This window comes from Rhizobium vallis, from assembly GCF_003985155.1.
Lineage (GTDB): Bacteria > Pseudomonadota > Alphaproteobacteria > Rhizobiales > Rhizobiaceae > Rhizobium > Rhizobium vallis.
In genome coordinates, this window is record NZ_ML133693.1 from 102,309 (window position 1) to 124,686 (window position 22,378).

The following is a 22,378-nucleotide window of genomic DNA, read 5'->3' on the forward strand; positions in this document are numbered from 1 at the left end:
GAGAATTGGAGAAGACCATGCTGCAAACTGCCGATAGTGTGCAACCGTCCTCGACGGCCAGACCAATGCTCGAATCCGAATTTGTGTCGCACGATGGCACTCGACTGTTTTATCGGACGTGGCCTGCGACCGGCGCTGCACCGAAGGGCGCAATCATTCTTCTCCATCGCGGCCACGAGCATAGCGGCCGCGTCGCCCATCTCGCCACCGAGCTCGGCCTCGATGATTTTGCCTTCTACGCCTGGGACGCGCGCGGCCACGGGCGCTCACCGGGAGAGCGCGGCTATTCGCCATCCTTTGCTGCCTCGGCGCGTGATCTCGATTGCTTCGTCCGCCATGTCAGCGAGACAAGCGGCATTTCCGTCGAAAACATTGCCGTCATTGCGCAGAGCGTCGGCGCGGTGCTGGCCACCACCTGGGTGCACGACTATGCGCCGCCGATCCGTGCACTCGTGCTTGCCTCACCGGCCTTCAGCGTCAAGCTCTACGTGCCTTTTGCCAAAGAAGGTATCGCGCTTTGGGAAAGGCTCAAGGGAACGTTCTTCGTCAATTCCTACGTCAAGGCCAAGTTCTTGACACATGATCCCGAGCGCATCGCCTCCTACGAATCCGACCCATTGATATCTAGGCCGATTGCCTCCAACATCCTGGTGCAGCTCTATGAGGCTGCGGCCCGCGTCGTCGGCGACGCCCGCGCCATCACCGTCCCGACCCAGCTGCTGATCTCCGGCAGCGACTGGGTGGTGCGACACACGCCGCAGCACCGGTTTTACGAAAATCTCGGTAGCCGCATCAAGGAACGGCATGTGTTTGCCGGCTTCTACCATGACACGCTTGGTGAAAAGGACCGCGCGATTGCGCTCGCCGAAGTCCGCCGTTTTATCGACGCGCGTTTCGCCGAGCATCGGGCGCCTGCCGATCTTCGCACCGCCCATGTCCAGGGCTATACCAAGGACGAGGCCGACCGGCTGGCGAGCCCTCTGGACGCCATATCCCCACGCGGCATCTACTGGGCGCTCAGCCGCCTCAACATCAGGCTCGGCGCCTTGGTGTCCGAAGGCATCAAGACCGGCGTCAAGACCGGTTTTGATTCCGGCTCGACGCTCGATTACGTCTACGAGAACGAGCCGCGCGGGCTCGGTCCCGGCGGGCGTTTGATCGACAAGGTATTCCTCGAGGCGATCGGCTGGCGCGGCATCAGGCAGCGCAAGCTGCACTTGCAGGAGCTGATCGATCGCGCGCTGCAGCGCCTGAAAGCAGATGGTCGCACGACTAACATGCTCGACATAGCGGCCGGGCACGGTCGTTATGTCCTCGATGCGATCGAGATGGCTGCCGTGCGTCCCGACAGTGCGCGTTTGCAGGATTATTCTACCATTAACGTCGACGCTGGCCTCAAGAGCATTGCTGCACGTGGATTGAGTGAGTTCGTGAGCTTCCGCCAGCAGGATGCTTTTGACGGCGAGGGGCTGGCCGCAATCACGCCGGCTCCGGATCTCGCAATCGTCTCCGGCCTTTACGAGCTGTTTTCCGACAATGCGATGATCGCCGCTTCGCTTAACGGGATCGCCCGCACGATGCGGCCCGGTGGTCTGCTTGTCTACACCAACCAGCCATGGCATCCACAACTGGAGATGATCGCCCGCGCCCTGACGTCCCACCGCGGGGGCGAAGCATGGGTGATGCGGCGGCGGACGCAAGAGGAAATGGACCAGTTGGTCGCCGCAGCCGGTTTCCGCAAGATTGAACAGCGCATCGACCAGTGGGGCATTTTCACTGTCTCGCTGGCCGAGAGGGTCTGAGGGCAAAGCGTTGGGGCGGGCACGTTTTACTCTTTCGCAGGCGGTTCTGAAGCGAGCGGCGCTCTGGCTCCTCTTCCTGGCGCCGTTCTTCTATCTCAGCTATGGCGGCGCCAATTGGCTGGCATCGCAACGCACCCATGTGCCGAACATCGCCTTCACATGGGAAAGCGGCATTCCGTTCCTTGCGTGGACCATCATTCCATATTGGTCGATTAATCTGTTCTACGGGCTCTGCCTGTTCATCAACACGACGCCGTGCGATGTGGATATACTCGCGAGGCGCTATCTGACGATCCAGTTAATAGCGGTCGCCTGTTTTATCGCGTTTCCGCTCGAAGCAACCTTCGTGCGGCCGGCAACGAGCGGTCTGCCCGGTTTCATGTTCGCCGTCCTCGGTGGCTTCGACAAGCCATTCAACCAGGCGCCGTCGCTCCATATCGCGCTCCTGGTGGTGATCTGGGACCATCTGCGCGGCCGGCTGCCGCGCAGGGCCCGGCTTCTCTGGCACTTCTGGTGCTTCCTCATCGGTGCCTCCGTGATGACGACGTGGCAACATCACGTCATGGACATACCGACCGGCGTGCTGCTCGGTCTATTTGCCGCCTGGCTTTTTCCGCGCGATGCCGGTTCTCCTCTTGCGAATTTTTCGATGAGCGGAGATCCGAAGTCGCGCCGTCTCGGCATCTACTATCTGTGCGGCGCAGCCGCATTTCTCGGCCTGACAGCGCTCTTTACTCCTCTATCGGCCGCAGCACTTCTCTTGCTCTGGCCGGCCGTTGGGCTGGCGATCGTCGCAGTGGGATACTTCGGCGCCGGTCCGCAGATATTCCTGAAACGCCCCGATGGCCGGGCCGCGTTTGCCAGCCGCTGGCTACTAGCGCCCTACCGGCTCGGCGCTGTCATCAACGTTTGGCTCTGGACCCGCAGAATGCCGGCATCTGTGGTGATCGCTGACGGCGTCCATCTCGGTCGTTTTCCGCGTCGCCACGAGGCCAACCGTTTTGCCACGGTGATCGACATTACCGGCGAACTTCAGCGCCCGAGCGGGGCGCTCGCGCGCTGGTGCAGCTTTCCCACCCTTGATCTTACAGCCCTCGACAAGATCCAGACGCTCGCCGCGGCAAACCTCCTCGAGGCTGCTCGTCAGCAGGGACCGGTCCTCGTCTGCTGTGCGCTGGGCTTCCAGCGGAGCGCCGGCGTCATCGTGCGCTGGCTGCTCATCAGCCGACGTTGCAACGATCCTGCGGAGGCGCTGCGGCTGATCGAAAGGGCGGGGTGGCGCGTTCATCTGCCCGTGGAAAGCCTCCATGCCGTGACGGAGGGCTTGCAATGACGCAGTGGAATACGACAGCCTCGGCGGTTGCGCGAAATCTCGGTCGCAATGCGATATTCTCCGGGATTGCAGCGCTCCTGCCACTGATTGTCGGGCCGATCACCGGGGGTTATCGAGGTTTCGTCCCACCGCTCGGCTGGCTCTTGGTGCTCGTTTTCTGCGTGATAGTCCTTGCGCTGGCTATCCATCTCCTCTTCGATGCGCTGCTGTTTCGCCTCGCATCGAGCCACGAGACGGAGGCCGCCGGCCTTGCCGCCGTCGACGACCTGTTGTCCCGCATGCGGCTTCGCAAGCCTGACAGGATGCCGCCTGGCCTCGAGAGGCGGATTGCCGGATCGCGCCGCATCGTCTGGCGGCTGCGTTTTGCGCTCGCCATCTATCTCGCGATTTTCGCGATCCTTCTGCTCAATGCGAGCGACGGCCAGCCGCTATGTTGAATCGCGGCCGCTCACGCGAGCGCTTGCCGGCGCGCGTCTGGCAAAGTCTTGCCCGCGCAATCACGGGTGTCATGCTTTGTCGGGTGAACTAGTTGCGGAGGAGCGCGACGATCGATATCGGCATCTCGACCGCAAAAAAATCCATTGCCGCACCGATAATCACAGCCCACGCGACGATTAGGAAAATCAGCGCTGCAATCCTGATTTCTACTGGTTGCATCATTTGCCCCGTCCCAGCATATACCTCCCCCGAGGCAAACCCTTATTATCCCCCCCGTAAATTCGCCATGCGCTAGGGATGATGCGCGACTGGAGATAGCGTGGGCGCTTGCAGCGCCGAAGTCTTGGCTCTCTCAAAACTGATGTCGCTTTGACCGATCAAGTCGCTGGACACCGTCCCGTTGCTTCGCTCGAGATAATGCCCCTCGAGGAAGGAGCGGTAGGCGTCTGCGATACCCTCCTTCAGACCTATCTTGGGAGACCAGCCGAGGGTGCGAAGCTTGTCGACGTTCAAGAGTTTACGTGGCGTGCCATCTGGCTTGGTGAGGTCACGCGTGATCTTGCCTTCGAAACCAACGACCTTGGAGACGAGGTATGCCAGTTCGAGGATGGAAATGTCTTCGCCGGAACCTACGTTCACATGACTTTCGGCGGAATAGGTTTTCATGAGATGGAGGCAGGCGTCGGCACAATCGTCAACATGCAGGAATTCGCGCCGCGGCGTGCCGGTACCCCAGATGCATATTTCTTGCTGCTGGTTGATCTTGGCCTCATGCGCCTTGCGTATGAGCGCCGGCATGACATGGCTTGACCCGAGGTCGAAATTGTCCCCTGGACCGTAAAGATTGGTAGGCATGGCCGAGATGAAATCTCTACCGTGCTGTTTGCGATAGGCTTGGCAGAGCTTCAAACCGGCAATTTTGGCGATCGCATACCATTCATTCGTTGGCTCAAGCAATCCAGTCAGAAGCGAGTCCTCAACGATCGGCTGATCGGCGAATTTCGGATAGATGCAGGACGAGCCCAGAAACATCAGTTTCTCGACGTTCGCTTTGTGGGCTGCGTGGATGACGTTCGCCTGGAGAATCAAGTTGTCGTAAAGGAAGTCGGCCGGATAGGTCGCGTTGGCGAGAATGCCGCCGACCCTCGCAGCAGCCAGGAAGACAGCGTCGGGACGATTCTCACTCATCCAGGCCTCGACCTGGTCCTGCCGTCTGAGATCGACCTCGGCGCGGGTGGCCGTCAAAATCTCGCAGCCCTCGAAAGCCAAACGCCGCACGATCGCAGAGCCCACCATGCCGCGGTGGCCCGCGACATAAACCCTTTTTCCGGCGAGGCTGTAGATTACCTCAGGCATAGGCAAAACCTTTGGTTACGCCTACCGACGGAACATTTCGTGCCATCACTTTCAGATCCTCGCGAACCATCTCCGCAACCAGTTGGTCAAGACTGGTCTCATGTTTCCAGCCAAGCTTCGTGTGCGCCTTCGTTGGATCGCCAATCAGAAGATCAACCTCCGTTGGCCGGAAGTAAGCTGGATCGATCTCCACCACACACCGGCCGGATGTCTTGTCGTATCCCTTCTCCTCAACCCCGCTCCCACGCCAATCAATTGGCATGCCCACCCTGGCAAAGGCTTTGTCGACAAAGGACCGAACCGAGTGCGTTTCGCCGGTCGCAAGGACATAGTCCTCCGGTTCGTCCTGTTGCAGCATCAGCCACATGCCGCGAACGTATTCACGTGCATGTCCCCAGTCGCGCTTGGCATCCAAATTGCCGAGATAGAGCCTTTCCTGCAATCCAAGATGGATCGCAGCCGCCGCTCGGGTGATTTTACGCGTCACGAATGTTTCGCCACGGATCGGGCTTTCATGATTGAACAAGATGCCGTTCGAGGCGTGCATGCCATATGCTTCGCGATAATTGACCACTATCCAATAGGCATAGAGCTTAGCGGCGGCATAGGGTGATCGAGGGTAGAACGGCGTCGTTTCGCTCTGCGGGACTTCCTGGACTTTGCCGTAGAGCTCCGAGGTAGACGCTTGATAGAAGCGGGTTCTCTTGGTCAGCCCCAGAAGGCGAATTGCTTCAAGTAGCCGAAGGGTGCCGGTTCCATCGGCGTTCGCTGTATATTCCGGCGTCTCGAAAGAAACTTGAACGTGGCTCTGTGCGGCGAGATTGTAGATCTCGTCCGGCTGCGTTTCCTGAACGACACGGATGAGGTTCGTTGAATCGGTCATGTCCCCGAAATGCAGAATAAAGCGAGGATCCTCGACATGTGGATCCTCGTACAGATGCTCGATGCGGCTGGTGTTGAAGGACGATGAGCGCCGCTTGAGGCCGTGCACAATATAGCCCTTTTCCAGGAGCATTTCGGCCAGATACGCACCGTCCTGACCTGTTATACCCGTAATCAGCGCGACTTTTGGGTTCTTTCTCATTCCCGTATCCATGGTTGCCCTCCAACTCGAATACTAGTGCAGAAGCAGACGTCTAACGTTCATGTATTTATTCTTCTAGTTTGTAGTACTTCATCAGTGATTTCGAAAAAAGCTCGGAGTCACTGAAGTTATACAAAGCGTGTTTCTTGGGATCGACCCCGTTGATCGCGACGATGATGTCCGAATTTCGTGAGCTTTTCATTTGCTGCAGGCTGAACTCGACAGCGCGGCGGCTCGTTTTTCCCCACCTGACAACTGCTAGTGTTCTTTCCGCCAGGGCAGTCAGATGCACGGTGTCTGTCGAGGCGAGCACTGGCGCGCTGTCGAAGATGACAATCCGGCCGGCCGCGCCCGCCATCTCGATGATTTCTGCGAAGCCATTCGAACCGGCGCGCCGCTGGAGACTGAATTTTCCGGATGGAATGAAGGCGACGCCGCTTGGATGGCGATAGACGATGTCGCGCAGATCGGCCAAACCATTCAGGAATTCGTTCAGTCCGTAGACCAACCCCGACCTGAAAAACGAATCGAGTTTTCCCCGTCGAAGGTCGCCATCGACCAGCAGCACCGGGATTGCGGCGGCGGCAAGTTCCATGGCCAGCGATCTCGCGATAAGCGACTTGCCTTCTCCGCTGTGAGCCGAGGTAACGACGATACTGTTCGGCAACTTGCCGCCATTGGACTGCTTGAGTGAAAGCACCATGGTCCGGATTGCTTCGTCGAACATCGGGACCTGCATATGTCCGAACATCGTTTTCGGATTTTCCCTCCGCGCCAGACGGGGGATAAGTCCAGCCGGTATTGTGCGACCTATTCCAGCTATCTGGTCGAAACTCCGGACCGTCCGGTCCCACATTTCGATCACGAAAGCAGCCGTTACGGCTGCCGAGATTGCAGCCAAGAGGGCGCCCATCATATAGAAAAGCCGTCCACGGCCCTGTGGCACGAGCGGCACTGAAGCCGGTGAGAAAACCTCCAGTTCCGCCCCCGGCAGCATGGCCCTGGCGGCAAGGTCACGGCGCTGGTCCTCAAGCTTGTCGAGTGCCGCTTGTTCCTTTTCCGCAATACGCTGCAGGCGCGCCAATTCCGTCTGCGCCAAGGCATCGCGTGTGCGTTTTTCCTGAGCAACCACCAAGATGGATTGCACTGCGTTGGCTTCATGATCGAGTGCGGCGAGCTTGGCGCGCATGGCTTGGAGATATTTCTTGTTGGCAAGGTCGAGATCGATACGGGATTGTTCGATCTTCCGACGTAAATCCACCACGGCCTCGGCATTGCCGTCATATGTCTCAAGAAGACGGGCGAGATCTTGCTCCTGTGCGTGAAGATCGCGTTGCTTAGTGGTAATGCTGTCGGGGAAGACGATGTTCTGCAGCGCAACCGAAGCGCTATCCGTTCCTTCCAGCGCGGATATCGTCGCCTTTACCTCAACCCGACTTTCCTCGATCTTCGCATCGCGGCCGGTGATCTCCAGGAGCGTTTTGATACGTTCCTCCTGAGCGTCCTCTCTCGAGACGATGTCCATCGATTCCTGATAGTTACGGGCAGCGTCGCGAGCAATATCCGCGCGGCGTTGCTGCTCGGAGATGCGCTGTCGGATCCATTCCCCCGCAAAATCCAGGCGGCCGTGGACACTGCCCTTCCGCTCATCGAGGTAAATGCCGACGAGCCGGTTCGGAACCGCGGCTGCGAGTTCAGCATCATTGGCAGTGAAGCTGATCTGGATAACTTCACTCTTATCGTCGTGCCACACGCCGAGTGCTTGATAAAATTCCGGGATGGTCGCCTCGATACTTTCTCGATCCGGCGATGCCGGTTTTTTCGTGTCAAACAGGCTGCGCAACTTTGCCCGGATACTGTCAATGAACGAGGTTTTCCGCAGCGCCGGATTGAATTCCGGCAGCGCGTTAAGCTGCAGGTCGCGGACGACTCGCTCCGCGATGCCTCTGGATAGAAGCCGCTCAGTCTCCGATTTCACGTCAAGTGGATCACTGCGGCTGGTATCATCCGCACCAAGTGATGTCGCGAGAGGCTGGTGGATAATCAATCGGGCCCAGGCCTGGTAAGTGGGCTTCAATCCCGAAATCATGATCGCCGCAGGCACCATCAGCAGCACTGATATCGCAATGATCATGATCATTCTTCGCCTGATGAGGCCGAAGATGGATGCCAGATCGAATTGGTCCGCCTTGGTCTCAACCTGAAAGCGAGGATCGTAGCGCATCGACGAAATCGGAAGATTGCGGTCCGGCGGAAGAGTGGAAATCGTCATCGTGCGCCAACCATTGTTTGAGGTTTCGCGGAAACGGTTTCGTAAAGTCTCTCGAGCAACCGCATATAGGCCCTCATGCTGAAGTGGTTGAGGTAATGTGCGCGCCCCTGGGCCGCGAGGCGGATGCAGATTTCAGGGTCGGACACCAGCTTCGCCAGGGCGGCAGCCAGGGCATTCGGATCTCCAACGGGGACGAAGATCCCGGTTTCACCGTCGGTAATGACTTCCTCATGCGCCCCAACGCGCGTGGTAACGACCGCGAGCCCATGGGACAGCCCTTCGAGTACGGCCATCGCCAAACCTTCGGCGTGCGAAGGCAGGACTAGGATGTCTGAACGCGCACACAAGGCCCGTGCCTCGCCGGCGTCAAGCCAGCCAGGCATTTCTACCCGATCTGAAAGCGCCATGCCGTCAGCCTGGCGGCGATAATGCTCGACAGGCCCGTCGCCCGCCAGCACAGCCCGCCACGGGAGTTCTTTCATGACCGGGTGGCTCAGGGCCGATAGAAGCTCGCTGACACCTTTGCGTTCGCTCAACCGGCCAAGGAATACGATCAACGGTATCTGGCCGGCGCGGATATTGTGCGCTCCTGGGTCGGGGACGCAATTATTTGCGACGACGGTGCGGCGCTCGTCAACGCCAAGAAGTGTCGTCAGGGTCATGCGATCGCGCTCGCCCAGCGCCACAACGCGATCGGCGTTCTGAAACATCCGACGTATGAGCCGCTGCTGACGCAGCGAGCGTTGCGCAAAGTCGCCGGCGTAATCGTAATCGTGCAGGTGCAATATGTGGCAGCACCCGAACAGGCGGGCAGCCTCCGTCAGGATCAGTTTTCGGGTGGTGCTGCCGCGGCCAGCAATATGGATATGGTGAATGCGGGCCGGCGCAACGATCCGGTCCTTTGCCATCGTCAGGATGGCGCCGAGCAGGCGTGCGGGTGACGTCACCTTCGACCATCGAGCCCCTCTGGTATCGGTGATGAAATGTTTCGTGCCGGTCTCTTTCGCTGTCTCTGTTATATAGCCGACCAGCCTGCCAATGCCGCCGCCGTTCTCGCAGCCGCCCGGAACATAGTGGCGAACGCTGGCCGCTCTCCGTGCAGCCATTCGATTTCTGTCCGTGATGGCCTCCATCAGCATGATCCGACCACCTCCCGATAAACCGCTGCCGCCTGGGCGCCGACCCGTTCAGGCGAATTCGGTCCCTTGGCCCATTCGAGCGCGTTGTCACCGAAAATGCTTCTAAGCGCACCGTTGTCTGCCAATGTCCTGATAGCTGCGGCGAGCTCTTTGGCATCTCCGGGAGGGACCACCAATCCCAACCCATTCGGCTGAACCGTGTCCCGCAACTCGCCGACGTCAGTCACGATGACGGGTTTGCCAAACGCGGCGGCGAGGTTGAGCACTCCGCTTTGAGATGCTTCCGTATAGGGAAGCACGACGATGTCGGTATCGAGGAAAAGCTGGGCGACCTCTGCATCCTCGATAAAGCGATTGCGAATATCGTAGCGGCCGGGATCCCCCATAAGCTGCTGGAATATCAGCGGATTGTCGCCACGGCCTGCGACCGTGATTTGCAGGTTGGGAAGCGCGTCCTTGAGCATCGCCTCGGCCCGGACCAGATGTTCGAGGCCCTTGTAGGCAAAAATCCGTCCGAAGAGCAGGACGCGGATAGTCCCATCCGCTTCGCACGGCGTCATTTTCTCTCGCCGCGCGAGTTCCGCGTAGCGAAGGATGGAGGGATGCGACAGGACGTGGACATGGTCCGGCGATTTTGAATATCGATCGAGGATCAGCCTCTTCAGTCCCTCGCCGTGGACGACAAGATGTCCGGATTGCTTCACCATCAATTCAGGAGCCCAGCCGGGCAGCGTGCGCGTATCGGCATCGCCGGGATGGATTTGCACGTCATGAACGGTCGTCACAAGCGGGATCGGGCGCCAGAACGGCACGGCGAGGTTCAGCCAAAGTGTAGAATTGCTGAGGAGATGAATGAGGTTCGGCTGCTCCCGCCGGATCAGACGTGTAAGCTCGTACAGAAACCAGGGATTGGAGGGAGAACGGTGCCTCGGCCAGTCCAGAAGGTGCAGATCGACAGCCGGATCGATGGAAGAGGCGAGATGCGCATAGCGCCGGCGCGGCACAGCAAGCACGACGTTCAGGTGTTGGGCAACGCCGCTGGCGAAGGAAATGGTGTAGTCTTCCAGTTCGGAAACCAAAAGCAGCGCCTTCATTTCGCTGCCTCCGACAAGCCGATGTCCAGGCCAAGCCGTGACAGGCCGAGCGCCGAACGCAAACTATCGCGCATCCGCCTGAGCAGGTTTGGTTCGCCGGCAAAGAAGAGGCCTTCGACGGCAAGCTTGCAACGGGTGCGCGCATCGGCTCCCTGCAGCTTTGCCGACGCGATGTGATAGGGATAGTGATCCGTCAGATGTAGTCTTGCCGGCAGCTCATGGGCTGAGAGAAACAGGTTCGTTGCTTCAACGGTACGTTGCCAGTGCGTCATCCGCCTCCTGAGCGTGGTGGCATCCTCGGCCGAGCGATACCAGTTGTTATTGTGGATGCGGTAGAATCCCAGCGGATCCGGCATGGCAATGACGTCCCCCAGAAACGGATAGATCCCCACGAGCCAGGCGTCGGCTGATATGCGGAACTGTTCGGGAATGTTGCCCGCGGCATTCCACGCGCTACGTCGTACCGCGACGGCTGACGTCATCGGAAAAGGCCACCAGCCGGCCGATCTGGTGAGCAGCGGCGACAAGGCGCCCGAACACAGGGTCCGAGGGATCGGCTTGGAAGTCGGCGTGCCATCGACAAGTGTCGGCTGCAGCCGGTGATAGACGAGCGATGCTTGAGGGTTTGCGCGGAACGCTGCAACGGTCGCCGACAGCTTGCCCGGAGCCCACCAGTCGTCGGCATCGAGAAAACAGAGGATCTCGCCCATGCTTGATGCGACAGCCGTGTTGATCGCAGCGGCCTGCCCGCCGTTCTCCTGGAAGATCCCCTTCACTCGGCTGCCATACGCTTCCAGAACAGACCGCGACTGGTCGGTAGAGCCGTCGTCGACGACGATTATCTCGACATTGCCAGCGTCTTGGCTCAACACGCTGTCTATCGCCCGCCCGATGAAGCGAGCGTAGTTGTAATTATTGATGAGGACACTGACGGCCGGCCGCTCCATGGCGCGCCCTCAGGCGGGTTGCCGCGATGCACCGCTGTGCAGCGGTGCAAAGTTGCTCAAGAGGTCGACCTCTATCCCTTCTCGGCCGAACAGTATCTCGCGCAGAGCCGATGGGATCACCACTGACCGTGCCACGACGAGTGGGGCGCCCGTCGTGTCGCATAGAGAACTAGGATCATGACGCAGAAACATAGCAATCCTAACCTTCCAGGCTTCGACTGCAGAGAGAGCCTCTGTCAGAATTATTGCCTCATTCCAGTGAAGCCGCGGCTTACCGACCACAAGACATTCATCGTCACGGTACCGGTGAACGGACACGTGCAACATCTGCTCTTAAGGGCAATCCCGCGGGCATGAAGACCCGTCTTTTGGGTAATGCCGGCTGAAAGCTTAAGCGCAACATCGCCTTTGGGTGGAGCGAAGGTGCATTAGGCGTAGCCCGACCTTCACTAGGACAGGTTGACTGCGGATGCGGCTGGATGATTGCTTGAGAGCAGCGCGCCCACGAAGGCCGACGCGATGAATAGTCGCTTTTCTGTTCAAGTCAGTCGAGACGGGTAATGAGAGTAGAAAAGCTCAGAACAGCCGGCGGACCAACCATCAGTTGGCGAGCCATAGAATGCTGGGGCGCCGGCATATCCATTTTTCTTCAGGCAGGCGCTTTTCTGCCGCTTATCCTGGCAGATGCCGACGGAGCGCTCAGCGAATCTGCCAAGTCTATACTGCGACTTCCTTGTTTTCCCGTATATGTATTTACAATTATTATCCTGATACGCAATTTTCCGCAATTTTTACTGGCGCTCAAGCGAAATCTGATCGTTCCAATGATCCTTGTCATGCCGTTTCTGTCTACGCTGTGGTCAATAGACGCTACAACGAGCTTGAGGCGCGCAATCGCCCTTTTGTTTTGCATGCTTCTTTCCTACGTCCTGGCGATACGTTTCACGCCGAGGCAGTTGCTGTTCCTGTTATTCGTGACCTTCGGAGGCTGTATCTTCCTCAGTGTGGTAATGTCCGTGGTGTCACCAAGTCTCGCCAGCATGCCGGATGGTGCTATGCGGGGCGTCTTCATTCACAAGAACGTTCTGGGCTGGTACGCGTGCTTGATGATTTTGGTGGCGACGGCGGTACTGATGGACGGGACGCTCGGCCTGCGGCGAACCGCGTTCGTCTTGTTGGCAGCGGGTATCATCTGCCTTTCAAGCTCCGGATCGATGACCGCTATCATTGCAACGTCAGCGGCGTTTTGCCTGATCGGCTTTTATTCCCTCCTGCAAAGAAGCAGCAGCATCGGCCGCGTCGTCATCGTCCTGTTTTTCGTTCAGCTGGCTATCGGCATTCTGATCTCGCTTCACGAGTTCCTGGTTCCGGCCCTTGAAGCGCTCGGCAAGGACGCGACTTTGACGGGTCGGGTGCCATTGTGGGAGCTGGTTGATCGCGAAATAACCGCTCGCTGGATGCTTGGCTATGGTTACCAGGCTTTCTGGACAATCGATAACCCCGAAGCGACGCACATGTGGTTCATGTTGGGATGGGCGGCGCCCCACGCGCATAATGGATACCGCGATATCCTGTTGAGCTTTGGAGTCATGGGGATGGTCCCGTTTGTTTTGATGCTTCTCCATGCAATCCACCAGGGCGCGGTTCTTCAATGTCATGACCCGCAGTACGGATGGCTGTGGCTCAATGTGCTTACGATCATGATCCTGGTGATGAATCTGACCGAGAGTTTTTTCTTGGTTCAGAACGACGCCATCTTCATCCTGTTCACCGCAACCATCATCATGTTTTCGCTGTACGCGCCCGTCGTTTCGGTCAGCCGTTCGCGACCTTTGCAGGCGCCGTCGCCTGGCCTTACGAGCGGGCTGCAGATCTCATGAGGCGGCGTTTTGGACTGATCCTGAGCATTTTGCCTGTCATGCTCTTTCCGCAGTCCGGCAATCCGGCTGCGGTCGGGACGGAGATAGATGTGCCCGAGCGCCTTCAGATGCTTGTCAGGGAGGCGACTTGTGCGGAAGCTTCCGCGACTTTGTCGCCTGAGTTGAACGGGACTTCCTTAAGCGGCCTATTGAGCGGCAGCACCGGGGCACGGACGATATTTTACGTTTCTCCCGATGGCAAAGACACCTGGAGCGGCCTCCTTCCGAGCGCAAATCAGCAGGGGGGCGACGGCCCTTTCGCCAGCATTGAAAGAGCTCGTGATGCTGCCCGCCAGAAGGGCGGCGCCAACACAATCGCGCTTGAGAAAGGCGATTATTACCTTGCTCAGCCGATCGTCTTTGACGCCCGCGATGCGGGTTTGATCCTCACGGCAAGATGCAATGAAACACCGATCTTGCATGGGGGCCCGCGCCTGGACAACTGGGCACAGCAGGCTGATGGCCGCTGGACGGCGCCGCTGAAATTGCCGCCGGATGAAGGGGTCGGCGACCTCTTCGTCAATGGGATCCGCCAAACCCGGGCTCGTTTCCCAAACGCTCCCGCTAATGGCGATCCACGCAAGGGATGGTTGTTTGCCGCGAAGTGCGAGCCTGCCATCGACATGTGGGAAGGAAACACACGCTTTTGTTTCCATGCCGGCGATCTCCCCCCAGTGGATGATACAAGTGGACTGGTCGTGAACATCGTTGGAGGCTATCAACCTGGAAGCCAGTGGGGCAATGATACGCTCCCAGTGGAATCCATCGACGCAGCAGGCCGGACTGTCCATACGAAAGGCACAGGCTATTTCTTTACAGCAGAAGGCAGCCGCTATTTCCTGACCGGAGCCAAGGCCTTGCTCGATGCTCCCGGTGAGTGGTGGTACGACCTTGCCGCGGGCCAGCTTTATTATATCCCTGTCGATCAGGCTCTATCCAATTCCGTAGTCGTTGCCGGCGTTCTGCCGACATTCTTCAAATTGGATGGGGCCAGCGGGATGGTTATATCAGGGCTCGAGTTGAGAGATGGATCTCCTCAGGGCAGCGGCAAGTTCTATACGGAGACGAGAGGGTTTGGCGCAATAAGGATCGAACGCGCTGAAGGCGTCAAGATTCTCGGCAACACTATCGAAAATGTCGGCGTCGGGGTCCATGTGTCGGAAAGCAAGGATGCGTTGATTGCCGGCAATGTGATTGCGGATGTGGCTGGCAACGGAATTTACGTCGGCACAAATTATGGCACGTTCCTCAAGTCGAGCGGCGCCAGGATCCTCTCGAACCATATCCATGACATCGGAAGGGTTTACATTGAAACCGCCGGAATATGGTTTCAGGCGGCTGACGATGTCAGGATCGCCGACAACCTCATCGAAAACACGGCGCAGTTCGGAATATCAGGAGGTTCGCTATGGGGTTCCAATGACGCCGTCTATAACGCTGTCATCGAGCACAACGTGATCCATAACGCCAATCAGCAGACGGCGGATGGCGGCGCCATCAAGATGATGGGCGAGCAGGGCGACTCTCTGAAGAGCATTATCCGCTCCAATCTCGTTACCGGCACCGATCAACTCATGAACAGGGCCGATGGGACATTCTGGCCTCCCGGATATGAGAATACGAACGAATGGCCGTCTCCTATCAGTTGGGCGATCTATACGGATGGGAAGGCGAGCGGGCTGCGTATCGAGGGAAATACCCTCTCGGGCAACATCGCGGCGATCGGTATCAACGGCGGTTGGAGCAACCTGGTGGTGGGAAACGTCATCACCGGCGGATCGGGCGTGCCTTTTCGCGTAGATGACAGTACCGGCAGGGGTTGGCATCCCCCATGGGCAGGCCCTAATCGTATCGAGGGCAACACCGTGTCGATCGACAGTAGCAGTGGGCTTGCAGCCTACGTCTACGCTCCTGACAATGGGCCTGGATACGTAGAGTTCGCGCATAACCGCTACATCGGCAATTTGAACGACAAGAGCTTCCGAATACATCCGGAAATCATGCGTTCAGGGGAATTTGGCAGTTTACTGGATCTTCAGAAGGCTGGGGCGGACACCGGAAGCGTCGTCGCGCCGGCTGAGTAGCAAAAGGGCGCAGCGACGCCGCGTTCCTGCGCCGGCTTCCCAGATATACGCCGACACAAAGTATAAGCACCAAAATCCGGACCCGGAAACCTGCTTGGTTCTGTCGGACAGCTCTGACGGCTCGCCAACCCGGGGCCGTCATCTCGCCTGTGGCTTCCCCATGTCTCTCGCGGCTTGAGAAGAGCAAACCGCTCTTTCAGGACGGTGCTCATCCAAAAGAGCAACAGTGCAAGGAGTAGGGGTATATTACCTTACTTCTAATATTGTAACTTATCGCAGCGTAAGGCGTAGAAATATGAAGTCTCATCTACGTCCAATAGTTGGAATGGCAAGTATGGAGGCAAACGCTTTGAAAGCATATTCTAATGACAGTTTAGAACGCGAAAGCGCATGTCATGAGAAAGCAACAAGAAGAAAGCCGACAGACTTCAGCTCTTAATCCGAAGGACTCCATGGGATGGACCAATGTCCTTGGGGTTCGCATTTCGGCGGTTAATCTCAAAAGTGCGACGGGATTTATTCAAAAGGCGATCGAAGACGGCAGGAAGGAATATGTGTGCGTTCGCGACGCACACGGCGTCATCAGGTGTCAGGAAGATCCGGAGCTCCGGTCGATCCATAACCGGGCCTTTCTCGTGACGCCCGACGGCATGCCGTTGGTATGGGCATTGAAGCGTGCCGGCCATTTGGAGAGCGACAGGGTCTACGGACCTGATCTGATGTTGTCTGTTTTCGAGGCCGGCACATCGAAGGGTATACGCCACTTCCTTTATGGCGCAACGGCAGAGACGCTGCAGCAGTTACAGGCGCGCCTTCTCGCGAGATTCCCGGGAGCTGAGATAGCAGGCTCCTATGCACCGCCTTTTCATAAACTGTCACCGCGAGAGGAAGCCGAGGTTGCAGACCGGCTCAATCGATCCGGCGCCGATATCATCTGGGTGGGGCTCAGCAGTCCCAAGCAGGAACTCTGGATGGCGCGCATGCGCGATCGTCTGGATGCACCGATGCTCATCGGCGTCGGAGCTGCATTCGATTTCCACGCCGGCCTCAAGCGGCAAGCTCCGAGGTTCATTCAAAGAAGCGGGTTCGAATGGGCGTTTCGTCTTCTGTGCGAGCCGCGACGGCTGTGGCGGCGCTATGCGCTCGTCGTGCCGGCCTTCATCTCACTAACAGCATTCCAGAGACTGGGACTTCGGAAATTTCCAATCGAAGACGCCATTTCTGGATCGGGTGCGTCGGGACAAATGCAGTAGAGGAGTAAAGCGTCATGTTTGCACCGTCAGCGATGACTACAGGCCGCTCGAAGGCATCCAAATCAAATGACATGACGTCGCGGGCGATGCCGACAGGTTCCGTCCCGCCCATCGCAGCCAAGACCGCCGATCCCTTTGCAGGGGCAGGGTTGAATCCGCCGGTCGGACTACGGCGCCGATTCCCCCGGCTTGCAACATCGTCCTTTCTGATTGCCGGCGACGTTGCGAGCTATTTGATTGCCTATTTTGTCCTGCTGTCCCTTCTCCCCGCTGGCGTGGAGGGCACGATGATGGAGCGTGCGTTCACGATCGCAGCACTGGCTGCGATTGTTCTCTATGCATCCGCCGGCCTCTACCCTGGATATCGGCTGCATGAGCACGAACATCTGCGGCGGCGCAGCATAGCTGCCGTCAAGGTGGCTGTCCTGACGGCATGCGGAGCAATTATCCTGCCGGAGGCGGACCGACTGCTGCTTGTCACTATTGTGTTCCTCGGTCTCGGGCTGATTGTTCAGCCACTTGTGCAGTGGCTTGCACGAGTCCTGTGCTTCAGACTTGGAATCTGGGGGGAGCGCGCGGTTATCATAGCAGGGCGCAACCTTACTCCCGCGCTCGTGGCGCATTTCAAGGATCACTGGCAGTCCGGCATCAGGCCGGAGCCCTTTTCCTCCGATACTTTGGAGGCCTTGCCCGATGGCGGACCATCCATTGCCATCATTGCGGGCGACGCAGACTCGCTTGTGCCTGACTTGGCGGCGATGCGTCGGAAGTTCGCCGAAGTCATCTTGCTGTGCGACACTCCGAACCTCAAGGTAAGCGGATTGCGACCTGCGGAGGTCGGCGGAGAGATCGGTATTTGCCTCACCACCGGCGGCAGTTCGGTCAACTCGGATCTGGTTCGCCGGATCTTCGATCTCGCAATCGCCATCCCTGCAGCGATCGTGGTCACGCCATTCATCGCGATTGCAGCGGCTGCAATCTATGCCATCGATCCCGGCCCCGTCTTCTTCCGGCACGCCAGGGAGGGACGGTCCGGCAAGCCCGTGCACGTTCTGAAATTGAGGACGATGTACCAGGATGCGGAACAGCGCCTTGAAGCACTGTTTCGAGACAATCCTGCCATGCGCGTGGAGTGGCAGACCCACTTCAAGCTCAAGGACGATCCGCGCATCCTTCCGGTTATCGGACATATGCTGCGCTCTTCGAGCGTCGACGAACTCCCGCAATTGGCAAACATCATTGCGGGCCAGATGGCTTTCGTCGGACCACGTCCGTTTCCGGAGTATCACCTTTCGGCGATGGACAGCGAATTTCGAGACAAGCGCCGGTCCGTCACGCCGGGGCTCACGGGACTCTGGCAAATATCCGAACGAAGCAATGCGGATATCGAGCTGCAGCAGCAACTCGACGAGTTCTACATCGACAACCGGTCCTTGTGGTTCGACTGGCACATCCTTCTCAGCACCATTCCTGCGGTCCTAAGGGGCAAGGGAGCTTGCTGACCTGTTTCTCGTCTTGAAGGCAATCATCAACAACGGAGCACACCAATGCACGGACACAAGAGAATTATGGTTACCGGCGGCACCGGATTTCTGGGATCTTTCCTGTGCGAAAGGCTTTTGCGTGAGGGCAATGACGTCCTCTGCGTGGACAATTACTACACCGGTTCGCGCGACAATGTGCTGCATCTTCTTGACGATCCTCGCTTTGAGATCCTCCGCCACGACATCACCTTCCCGCTCTATGTGGAGGTCGACGAGATCTACAACCTCGCCTGCCCGGCGTCTCCGGTCCACTATCAGCACGATCCCGTGCAGACCGTGAAGACCAATGTGCACGGCGCCATCAATATGCTCGGCTTGGCCAAACGCACCAAGGCGAAGATCTTCCAGGCATCCACGAGCGAGGTCTATGGCGATCCGGCAGTCCATCCTCAACCCGAGGAGTATCGAGGCAGCGTTAATCCCATCGGCCCGCGGGCGTGCTATGACGAAGGCAAGCGCTGCGCCGAGACGCTTTTCTTCGACTACCATCGTCAATATGGCGTGGAAATCCGGGTGGCGCGGATATTCAATACCTACGGGCCGCGCATGCAGACCAATGACGGTCGCGTCGTCTCCAATTTCATCGTTCAGGCGCTGCAAAACGAGCCGATCACCATCTTCGGAAACGGTACGCAAACACGTTCCTTCTGCTATGTGGATGATCTGATTGAAGGCTTCATTCGCCTGATGGGCACGCCGGCTGGGGTTACAGGTCCGATCAATCTCGGTAACCCCGGGGAGTTCACGGTTCGCGAACTGGCCGAAATGGTCGTCGAAATGACGGGCTCGAAGTCAGGCATTGTCTTCAAGCCTCTGCCGATCGACGATCCGACGCAGCGCAAACCGGATATCAGCCGCGCAAAACAAGAACTGGGCTGGCAGCCGACAGTAAGCCTGCGTGAAGGGCTTGAGAGAACGATCGCTTATTTCGAGTGGAAGCTCTCCGGCGGATCGAGGACCATGCCCAGCGCAAGACCTGCGCAAACGGCTTATACGCCTCTGCCTGTTCCGGCCGTCGGTCTTCCTGTTTCGGAAGCCACGCGATAGGGACATGAATAGTATCGACGCCAATCGCAAACCGAAGCTCGTTTTCTTTCAATGGGATCATCAGCCCAATGCGAACGCAGCCGGTTACCTGCTGCTGCATATGCAGCAGCAGGTCAAATGCCTCAGCACGCACTTCGATGTCGTCGTCGTCAACCGTGACTGCGACTACGCGGAGATATGCGAAAGGCACGAACCGGATCTGACGCTGTTTGAGAGCGGCTACCGGTCACACGGCTCGCGGCGGATAAAAATCTCCAATACAAGTGCTGACGTCGGCGTTCCGAAACTGGGACTTCACAATGCCGATCCATGGTGCGACCGGCGCAGTGGCTTCCTTTCCGATATGGAGCAGTGGGGCATCGAGACATATTTCTCGATTGGAACAATGACTCCCGAATATATGCCGGAGCTCAGGGATAACCTGTTCGTCTGGCCAAACTTCATCGATCCCGATGTCTATCGCGACTATGGCCAGCAGAAGGTCATACCCGTCACGCTCACAGGCCAAGTCTACGGGCTCTACCCCTGGCGGCAAAAGGTTTTTCCGATCATCCGCGACCACTATCCCTGCCTGGTCTCGCCGCAACACAGCTATGAGAGCAAGCTTGCCTCCCAATTATTGGCGGGAGAAGCCTATGCGCGCGTCCTCAACGCGAGCTTCGTCGTCCCCACATGTGGAACCGCGGGCGGCGAGGTCGTACGCAAGCATTTCGAGATCCCCGGGGCACACGCCTGTCTACTGACGGAACGGACGGCAGCCGTTGAGGCCGCCGGTTTTGTCGATATGGAGAATTGTGTCTTTACCGGCCACCATGACGTGGTTGAACGATTGGAACACCTCTTTGCCCATCCCGCCGAGATCCAGCGCATTTCGGCAGCGGGTTATAATTTGGTCCACTCGCGTCATACGCTGAGCCACAGACCCCAAATATATCAATGGTTCATGCTGAACAAAGGTCTGCGATCCGGCGAAAAGATCATCCAGCCCGGACCTTTCAGCGATCTCATAAAGGTCGAACGCATCTCGCAGCGGGAGAGCGTCCATATCGTCGGTGAGGCGAGCGATCGCGCCTTGCTGAAGCAGGGCGATTTGTTGCTTGAGCAGGGCAGGGTGGAAGAGGCCAAGCAATGCTACCTCAACTGCCTGAACTATGTGTCCTACCTGCCTGAAGCCAAACTCCGTCTTGCCATCTGCGCATTGCGCGAGGGCGATGCCGATCACGCCTATGACCTTATGGTGAATCTGATCAAGATAACGATGATCGACTATGGGGCGAGCGACCCTGATCCTGTGGAATGGGCATATTTCCTCCTTGCCCTGGTCTGCAAGGGACATTTTGAGCAGGCGCGGAGGTTACACGACTTCTATCCGAGCCTGTCCCACGACGAACTCAGGCGCATGCGCATCATCCTCGAGCAACCGGGTCGAGGCAAGCGGGCTGCTTCAGGAGGTCAACGGAAAGATCGAAAAAGCATCCACCAGCTTCCCAAGCGGAGCGATCACGAATGGTTTTCATGGGTTGCCGATATTCTCGAGCGTTGCCAGAAGCCGGATCTTGCGAACGCTCTGCGTCATGTCCCCGTTGCCGCGAACGAAACTGGCGAGCTTGCGGGAACTCTACACGTCAAACGTGATCTCAGTTGGCCCCTGCGATTCTACTTAGGCATGGATAGCCTGATGATCAAACTGCACCTGAACAGCTTGAGACCGAACGTGCCGCCTCTGCCGGAGTTCGGATATGTCAGGTATCTTGCAAGGGGCATGGTCCCCCGCTCACAAAGAGGTCGGCTGCGCAGAATCCGAATGGCGCTTTCCAGGCCTTCTTCGTGACCGCCGGCAATTGACTTGAGCGCCTGACATAACGGCGCGCTAAAGCGCGTCACATCGAGCTGGATTCATGTGACGCGCTTTAGCTTTTTGTTTTCATGCATGTCGACAGGTCTCTGCTGGCGTATCAGCACAGTTCTCTGCTCATCCCGGAGCCGGAGAGACTATCGGGAAAGAGATCGTTGAGCTTGAACACAACCTCGGTCCTGTTCGTTGCCTTGACCTTTTTCATGATGTTGCGAACATGGACCTTGACCGTGCTTTCCCGCAGGTTGAGCTCATAGGCAATGATCTTGTTCGCCTTTCCGCGCCGCAGCGCCGCGACGACTTCGGCCTGGCGATCCGTGAATATCCCGGCCATAGGATGCGCCGTCGTGTTGTTCGACTGCAGCAGGTGACGCATGGCGAACAGGGCGCTTGCGGGCACAAAAAGTCCTCCTGCTACCGACAGCGCGATCAGTTCCATGCAGACGCTGATGCTGACGGTGGCCGGTATGTAACCCTTGGCGCCATAGTCGATCGCTCTCACGATCTGGTCGAAATCGTCACTATCAGCCAATATGATGACCGGTGTCGACGCGAATTCAGATGAAAGGTTCTTGATCTGCTCCGAAACGGCAGGTTCGTCGACCATCCTGCCGCCAACGTTCAAGATGATTGCCGAAAGTGGAGGATATTCTTCGCGCTTGAGCTTCCACTCCTCAATTGATCCAAACGCCAGAACAAGGAAATCCTTCGTATGGCCGGACATGCATTGCGCAAGGCAATGCCGATCAAGTTCTCTCTTGTCTAGAATGACAAGCGAGTGCTTTGGACCGGCCGACCGGGCAAGCACTGTCGAACCGTTTTCCATCTCCAGGGGAAGAGATATGTTTTCTTGCCTGTGGTTTATAGTTACCGAGTTCAAAGCCCGATCCTCCCTAGTTTTTTTCCACGCCTAAACCAAAAGGCGAATGTTCACACACCCCCGCGAACAAGGGAGTTTATTACCAATAGTGCTGATTTAATACCAAATTCCCGCAGTTCTCATAGTAATTAATAGTAGCTACCCCAAGACTTAAGTCCCATAAAAAGCTGTAAGTAGTCGTATTTATCAAATTGATCCTTTCATCTCTAAGTCATCTTCATGTCTATATATGAAGTCGTGATATATATTCAGTCGGCTTGGCTAAACCCATGTAAACCAAGCTCGTCTTCGGTTTATGAGCGAGATCGAGTGCGGCGTGATCTGTCGCCGA

At 57.7% G+C, this 22,378-nt stretch carries 16 protein-coding genes; 9 read left to right on the top strand and 7 right to left on the bottom strand.

The features are described from left to right. The first annotated feature begins 17 nt into the window (after positions 1 to 17). The 3 genes from EFQ99_RS21805 to EFQ99_RS21815 are packed head-to-tail and all read left to right on the top strand — an operon-like array spanning position 18 to position 3,572. The gene (locus tag EFQ99_RS21805) at positions 18 to 1,802 is read left to right on the top strand and encodes a bifunctional alpha/beta hydrolase/class I SAM-dependent methyltransferase (RefSeq protein WP_126923302.1); all 1,785 of its coding nucleotides are present in this window, start codon (positions 18 to 20) and stop codon (positions 1,800 to 1,802) included. Between the two features lie 10 nt (positions 1,803 to 1,812). Beyond that, positions 1,813 to 3,135, top strand: coding sequence for a phosphatase PAP2/dual specificity phosphatase family protein (locus EFQ99_RS21810; protein WP_126923303.1), 1,323 nt, complete (start codon positions 1,813 to 1,815; stop codon positions 3,133 to 3,135). Continuing rightward, entirely contained in the window at positions 3,132 to 3,572 is a 441-nt protein-coding gene (locus EFQ99_RS21815; RefSeq protein WP_126923304.1) for a hypothetical protein, read from the top strand. Before EFQ99_RS21810 ends, EFQ99_RS21815 begins: the two co-directional genes overlap by 4 nt. A 292-nt stretch (positions 3,573 to 3,864) precedes the next feature. Here the strand turns inward: EFQ99_RS21815 and fcl are convergent, their stop codons facing one another. From fcl to EFQ99_RS21845, 6 genes are read right to left on the bottom strand one after another with little or no spacing between them, the layout of a single operon-like run. After that, a complete protein-coding gene (gene fcl, locus EFQ99_RS21820; RefSeq protein ID WP_126923305.1) occupies positions 3,865 to 4,929 on the bottom strand; it encodes a GDP-L-fucose synthase in 1,065 nt (354 codons plus the stop codon). Next, positions 4,922 to 6,025, bottom strand: a complete 1,104-nt coding sequence (gene gmd, locus EFQ99_RS21825) for a GDP-mannose 4,6-dehydratase (protein WP_126923306.1) — start codon at positions 6,023 to 6,025, stop codon at positions 4,922 to 4,924. The genes fcl and gmd overlap by 8 nt, the downstream gene beginning before the upstream one ends. Positions 6,026 to 6,080: 55 nt before the next feature. Beyond that, positions 6,081 to 8,285 carry a GumC family protein gene (locus EFQ99_RS21830; protein ID WP_126923307.1) on the bottom strand — a complete coding sequence of 735 codons (2,205 nt, stop codon included), beginning with the start codon at positions 8,283 to 8,285 and terminating at the stop codon, positions 6,081 to 6,083. Next, positions 8,282 to 9,424, bottom strand: coding sequence for a glycosyltransferase family 4 protein (locus EFQ99_RS21835; protein WP_126923308.1), 1,143 nt, complete (start codon positions 9,422 to 9,424; stop codon positions 8,282 to 8,284). The genes EFQ99_RS21830 and EFQ99_RS21835 overlap by 4 nt, the downstream gene beginning before the upstream one ends. Then, the gene (locus EFQ99_RS21840; RefSeq protein WP_126923309.1) at positions 9,418 to 10,518 is read right to left on the bottom strand and encodes a glycosyltransferase family 4 protein; all 1,101 of its coding nucleotides are present in this window, start codon (positions 10,516 to 10,518) and stop codon (positions 9,418 to 9,420) included. The genes EFQ99_RS21835 and EFQ99_RS21840 overlap by 7 nt, the downstream gene beginning before the upstream one ends. Further along, positions 10,515 to 11,465 (bottom strand): glycosyltransferase family 2 protein, encoded by a 951-nt coding sequence (locus tag EFQ99_RS21845; protein ID WP_126923310.1) that lies wholly within the window; start codon positions 11,463 to 11,465, stop codon positions 10,515 to 10,517. The genes EFQ99_RS21840 and EFQ99_RS21845 overlap by 4 nt, the downstream gene beginning before the upstream one ends. A gap of 560 nt (positions 11,466 to 12,025) precedes the next feature. Here EFQ99_RS21845 and EFQ99_RS21855 point away from each other — a divergent pair. The 6 genes from EFQ99_RS21855 to EFQ99_RS21880 all read left to right on the top strand — a co-directional run bounded on the left by EFQ99_RS21855 (position 12,026) and on the right by EFQ99_RS21880 (position 21,143). Further along, positions 12,026 to 13,345 carry an O-antigen ligase family protein gene (locus EFQ99_RS21855; RefSeq protein WP_126923312.1) on the top strand — a complete coding sequence of 440 codons (1,320 nt, stop codon included), beginning with the start codon at positions 12,026 to 12,028 and terminating at the stop codon, positions 13,343 to 13,345. Continuing rightward, a complete protein-coding gene (locus EFQ99_RS21860) occupies positions 13,342 to 15,468 on the top strand; it encodes a right-handed parallel beta-helix repeat-containing protein (RefSeq protein ID WP_126923313.1) in 2,127 nt (708 codons plus the stop codon). Before EFQ99_RS21855 ends, EFQ99_RS21860 begins: the two co-directional genes overlap by 4 nt. A gap of 395 nt (positions 15,469 to 15,863) precedes the next feature. Then, positions 15,864 to 16,721, top strand: coding sequence for a WecB/TagA/CpsF family glycosyltransferase (locus tag EFQ99_RS21865; protein ID WP_126923314.1), 858 nt, complete (start codon positions 15,864 to 15,866; stop codon positions 16,719 to 16,721). A gap of 14 nt (positions 16,722 to 16,735) precedes the next feature. After that, positions 16,736 to 18,223, top strand: coding sequence for a sugar transferase (locus tag EFQ99_RS21870; RefSeq protein WP_126923315.1), 1,488 nt, complete (start codon positions 16,736 to 16,738; stop codon positions 18,221 to 18,223). Between the two features lie 45 nt (positions 18,224 to 18,268). Further along, positions 18,269 to 19,312: a UDP-glucuronic acid decarboxylase family protein gene (locus EFQ99_RS21875; RefSeq protein WP_126923316.1), complete on the top strand. Its 1,044-nt coding sequence runs from the start codon at positions 18,269 to 18,271 to the stop codon at positions 19,310 to 19,312. A gap of 4 nt (positions 19,313 to 19,316) precedes the next feature. Next, positions 19,317 to 21,143, top strand: a complete 1,827-nt coding sequence (locus EFQ99_RS21880) for a glycosyltransferase (protein WP_126923509.1) — start codon at positions 19,317 to 19,319, stop codon at positions 21,141 to 21,143. 124 nt (positions 21,144 to 21,267) lie between these two features. On the opposite strand, the gene EFQ99_RS21885 is transcribed toward EFQ99_RS21880, so the two are convergent. Beyond that, a complete protein-coding gene (locus EFQ99_RS21885) occupies positions 21,268 to 21,993 on the bottom strand; it encodes a LuxR C-terminal-related transcriptional regulator (RefSeq protein ID WP_425376284.1) in 726 nt (241 codons plus the stop codon). Positions 21,994 to 22,378: the final 385 nt, after the last annotated feature.